Consider the following 3818-nt stretch of genomic DNA (forward strand, 5'->3'; position numbering starts at 1 on the left):
CAACGGTCCTTCATCTGTCGAGCGAAGCGTCTCGAAGCACGAGACATCCCGAACAGATTGCGGCCGACCGCTCAGTCGCTCCACACCACATCCCAATGCGGGATATCGATTTGAGCCTCTTCGAAGGATTTCAGGACGGATAGCTCGGCGATGGTGTCCATCGGATTGGGTCTGTGAATGGTGCAATACCGGGGCTTATCGCCCGAGCGGTTGCGGTACTCGAAGACGACGTGGTCTTCGAACAGACCAAGATACAGAAAAACCCTCCTTTCGGAGGATTTCTTCGACATCCCTATATTTTACGCAGGCAATCACAGGGGCCAATCAAAGCGGCTTACGCAACGTGAGCGTAGACGACTTCCTTCGGGGCGGTGTCCTCTCGGCCATGGCTCTTTTCGACGAGCTCGATCAGGCCCATCAATTTGCGCGCGGCATCAGCATTCGATTGTCCACGCGCCAAGAGGCCGCGGTACTGCGGCGTCGTCGCCGTATGGAGACCGGAAGCATCCTTCCCGTATTCAATCTGAACGCGCATCGTGCTCGTTTCCTTGGCCATATCAATATATGCCCGCCGGTTGACCCATGCAATAAGCTTGGCTAACGGCCAATTCGACCCGCCATACTGGCAAACGCCTCGGAGATCAGGCCGTTCCTGCGCCGGATCAGCCAATACGGCACCATCATTTTCATTGCCGCGTTTCGCTGAGCAGCGGCGACCAGGTCGGGTCCGAGGCGAAGGACGGTGTCGGAACCGGAAGTTCGACGCGACCGGTGATGTCCACCATGTAGAGTTTGCCGCCCGCCTGTCCGCCGGGATCGCGGAAGAACATGATGTACTGGCCGTTGGGCGCCCATGTCGGCCCCTCGTTGTGGAAGCCTTCCGTGAGGATCCGCTCGCCGGAGCCGTCGGGCTTCATGATGCCGATCGAGAACCCACCGGCACGGCGCTTGGTGAAGGCGATGTAGTCGCCCCGCGGAGACCAGGCGGGCTGCGAATACGATCCGTCGCCGAACGAGATGCGCCGCTGGTTCGAACCGTCGGCATTCATCACGTAGACCTGCTGCTGACCGCCGCGATCGCTCTCGAACACGATCTCACGTCCGTCCGGCGAGAACGAAGGCGAGGTGTCGATCGCCGCCGTCGAGGTGACTCGTGTCGTCGAGCGAGAGCCGAGATCCATCATGAAGATGTTGGCGTTGCCACCCTGCTGCAGGCTCATCACGATGCGTTGTCCATCCGGCGAGAAGCGCGGCGAGGACGTCATGTCCGGAAAGTTGCCGACGACTTGGCGCGCGCCGGTTTCGAGGTTGATCACCTGCACGCGCGGCTGCTGGCCTTCGACCTGCGACATGTAGGTGATGTCCTGCGTGGCCGGCGAGTAGCGCGGGGTGACGACGAGATTGTCGCCCTGCGTCAGGAACCGCACATTGGCGCCGTCCTGATCCATGATCGCCAGACGCTTGCGACGGTTTTCCTTCGTGCCGGATTCGTCGACGAACACGATGCGCGTATCGAAAAAGCCGCCGAAACCGGTGATCTTCGTATAGACCGCATCGGAGATGATGTGGCCGACGCGGCGCCAGAAATTCGGATCGGTGACGTATTGCTGACCCGTCAATTGCTGTCCGGTCTCGACATCCCAGAGGCGGAATTCCGCCTTGAGGCGCCCCGACGGGTCCCGCGACACGCGCCCGGTGACGAGTGCCTGCGCTCCCGCCATCTTCCACGCGTCGAAACGCGGCATCGCGTCGAACGAGGGTCGCTCCGGAAAGCGCGTCTTGTCGAGCGGTGCGAAATAGCCCGAACGTTGCAGGTTGTTGGTGATCACGCCCGACACGCGCTGACCGAGATCGCCCTCGCCCGCAAAGTCGGCGACGGCAATCGGCATCGGCTGGAATTGCCCACCGGGTCCCACGCGGAAACTCAACTGAGCCTGTGCCGGGCCGAACGCGAGCAGCGGCACGACGAGCGCGAGCGCGGCGAAGATGCGAGGCAGAAATTGAGCAATCATGGATGCACTATCTCGGTCGAAGGTGATCGGACGTTTCAAGAGAGATCGAACGTGACGTTGAGCTCTCTCCAATCCGCATAGAACGGCATGAATTTGGTCGGAACGAGGAACGGCGCGCAGCGACGGACGGCGCGCACGACAGCGTCAGCGGTGGCGCGATCGGCAACCGTCTGCCCTGTGCGCAGAACGGCTGGGTCGCGCGACAGCGAGCCGTCCTGGTTGAGGCGGATGTCGAGCACCGGCGATTGGATGTTGCCGCCCATCGCACTGACGGGCGCGCTGTAGCAACTCTGTATTTTCTGCTGCAAGAGACCGATGAGTTCGTCGCGCAAGCTCGGGCTGAGCTTCGCCGCCGAACCCGTCGCCGTGCCGAGGGACGCCGTCCTGTTGACTTCAGCTCCGGTCGCGCCTGCCGATTGATGCTTTTCCTTGTTCTGCAGGAACTGCTTCAGATCGCCGACATCGAGTTTCTTCGCGACTTCCGCTTCCTTGCGCGCCTTGGCTTCTGCATCGGCCTTGGCCTTGGCCTCGGCGACCTTCTTGGCTTCGGCATCAGCCTTGGCTTTTGCTTCCGCTTCCGATTTCGCCTTGGCTTTCGCGTCCGCTTCGGCTTTGGCCTTCGCTTCGGTCTCCGCCTTCGCCTTGGCCTCGGCGGCTTTCTGCTGGGCGATGGCTTCGGCCTCGGCCTTTTCGGTTTGTTGGCGCAGTTCTTCCGCCTTGGCGTCGACTTGTGGCTTTGCGGGCGGTGGTGGCGGCGGGGCGCTCGCGACGGGCTCTTCCTTCTCGGCGACCTTCATGTCCTCGGGCCGCTTCGGCGGAGCAGGCGCATCGCGTTTGTCTTCGCCAGGATCCTTTTGCTCGACCTTTTCCGCCACGCGATCGACGCGGGGCTTCGCGTTGGGCTGAACGGCTTTGGCCGTGGTCTCACCCTTGGTGATCTGCGAGATCATGTTGTCGGTGACGACTTCGACCGGGATGCCCTCCTGGGCTTCGGGAAACGTGCTGGCGGACACGGTGAACAATGCAGCCGTCAGCAACGTCACATGCGCGACGCCCGAGACCCAGAAACCGGGTTCTGAGGTGTTGAACTTGAACTTCAACGCCACGGCTTTTCGTCCTGCCCCTATCCGCTACCGTTGATCCGGCTCCGTCACGAGCGCGACGCGCTTGTAGCCGGCAGTCGTCACGATCGACATGATCTGCGCGACGCGGCCGTAATCGACCTTCTTGTCGCCGCGCACGAAGATGCGCTCGTCGAAACCTTGCTTCGCCACTTCAGCGATCTTGCCGACGATAGCGTCGTCGACGAGTTCCGCTTCACCCATGAACACCTGACCGGTCTGCTTGATCGAAAGCGTCACGGGCTTCGCGTCGACGTTCAAGGGAGCCGCCTTGGTCTGCGGCAGATCGAGCGGAACGCCGACCGTCATCAGCGGCGCTGCCACCATGAAGATGATGAGCAACACCAGCGTGACGTCGATGAACGGCGTCATGTTGATTTCGTTGATCGCGCCGCCGCGGCGCGATCGCCGGCGCCGCCGTCCGCCGCCCTGTGCCATGCCGGCTGAAGATGCCATCGCGTCTCTCCGTCAAGCCGCGAGCGCGATGAGCTCGTCGATCTGGCGGGAGAGGATCGCGGAGTACTCGTCGGCGAAGCCTTCGAGGCGCGTCTGCAGCTTGCCGACCTGGCTCTGCAGCTTGTTGTAGGCGAGAAACGCGGGTATGGCCGCGAAGAGACAGATGGCTGTGGCGAACAACGCTTCGGCGATGCCGGTCGCGACCACTGCGAGACTGGTGTTCTTGGAC

General features: G+C 62.2%; 6 protein-coding genes. All 6 read right to left on the reverse strand.

All coding sequences use genetic code 11. The features are described from left to right. Window positions 1-71: 71 nt before the first annotated feature. Complete coding sequence (locus AC1DT3_RS14185) at window positions 72-290, reverse strand: hypothetical protein (RefSeq protein ID WP_477465895.1); 219 nt, start codon at window positions 288-290, stop codon at window positions 72-74. A gap of 44 nt (window positions 291-334) precedes the next feature. Further along, a complete protein-coding gene (locus tag AC1DT3_RS14190; RefSeq protein WP_477465896.1) occupies window positions 335-535 on the reverse strand; it encodes a hypothetical protein in 201 nt (66 codons plus the stop codon). Window positions 536-686: 151 nt separating this feature from the next. Next, window positions 687-2012 (reverse strand): Tol-Pal system beta propeller repeat protein TolB, encoded by a 1326-nt coding sequence (tolB, locus tag AC1DT3_RS14195; RefSeq protein WP_477465897.1) that lies wholly within the window; start codon window positions 2010-2012, stop codon window positions 687-689. Window positions 2013-2047: 35 nt separating this feature from the next. Further along, window positions 2048-3112, reverse strand: coding sequence for a cell envelope integrity protein TolA (gene tolA, locus AC1DT3_RS14200; RefSeq protein WP_477465900.1), 1065 nt, complete (start codon window positions 3110-3112; stop codon window positions 2048-2050). Window positions 3113-3142: 30 nt separating this feature from the next. Next, on the reverse strand, window positions 3143-3589 hold the full coding sequence (locus AC1DT3_RS14205) for an ExbD/TolR family protein (protein WP_477465898.1): 447 nt from the start codon (window positions 3587-3589) through the stop codon (window positions 3143-3145). A 12-nt stretch (window positions 3590-3601) separates the two neighbouring features. Continuing rightward, window positions 3602-3818 (reverse strand): MotA/TolQ/ExbB proton channel family protein (locus tag AC1DT3_RS14210; RefSeq protein WP_477465899.1); only part of this gene is annotated, 217 nt, incomplete at its 5' end.

The sequence above is a fragment of the Microvirga sp. P4_G7 genome (assembly GCF_056401005.1).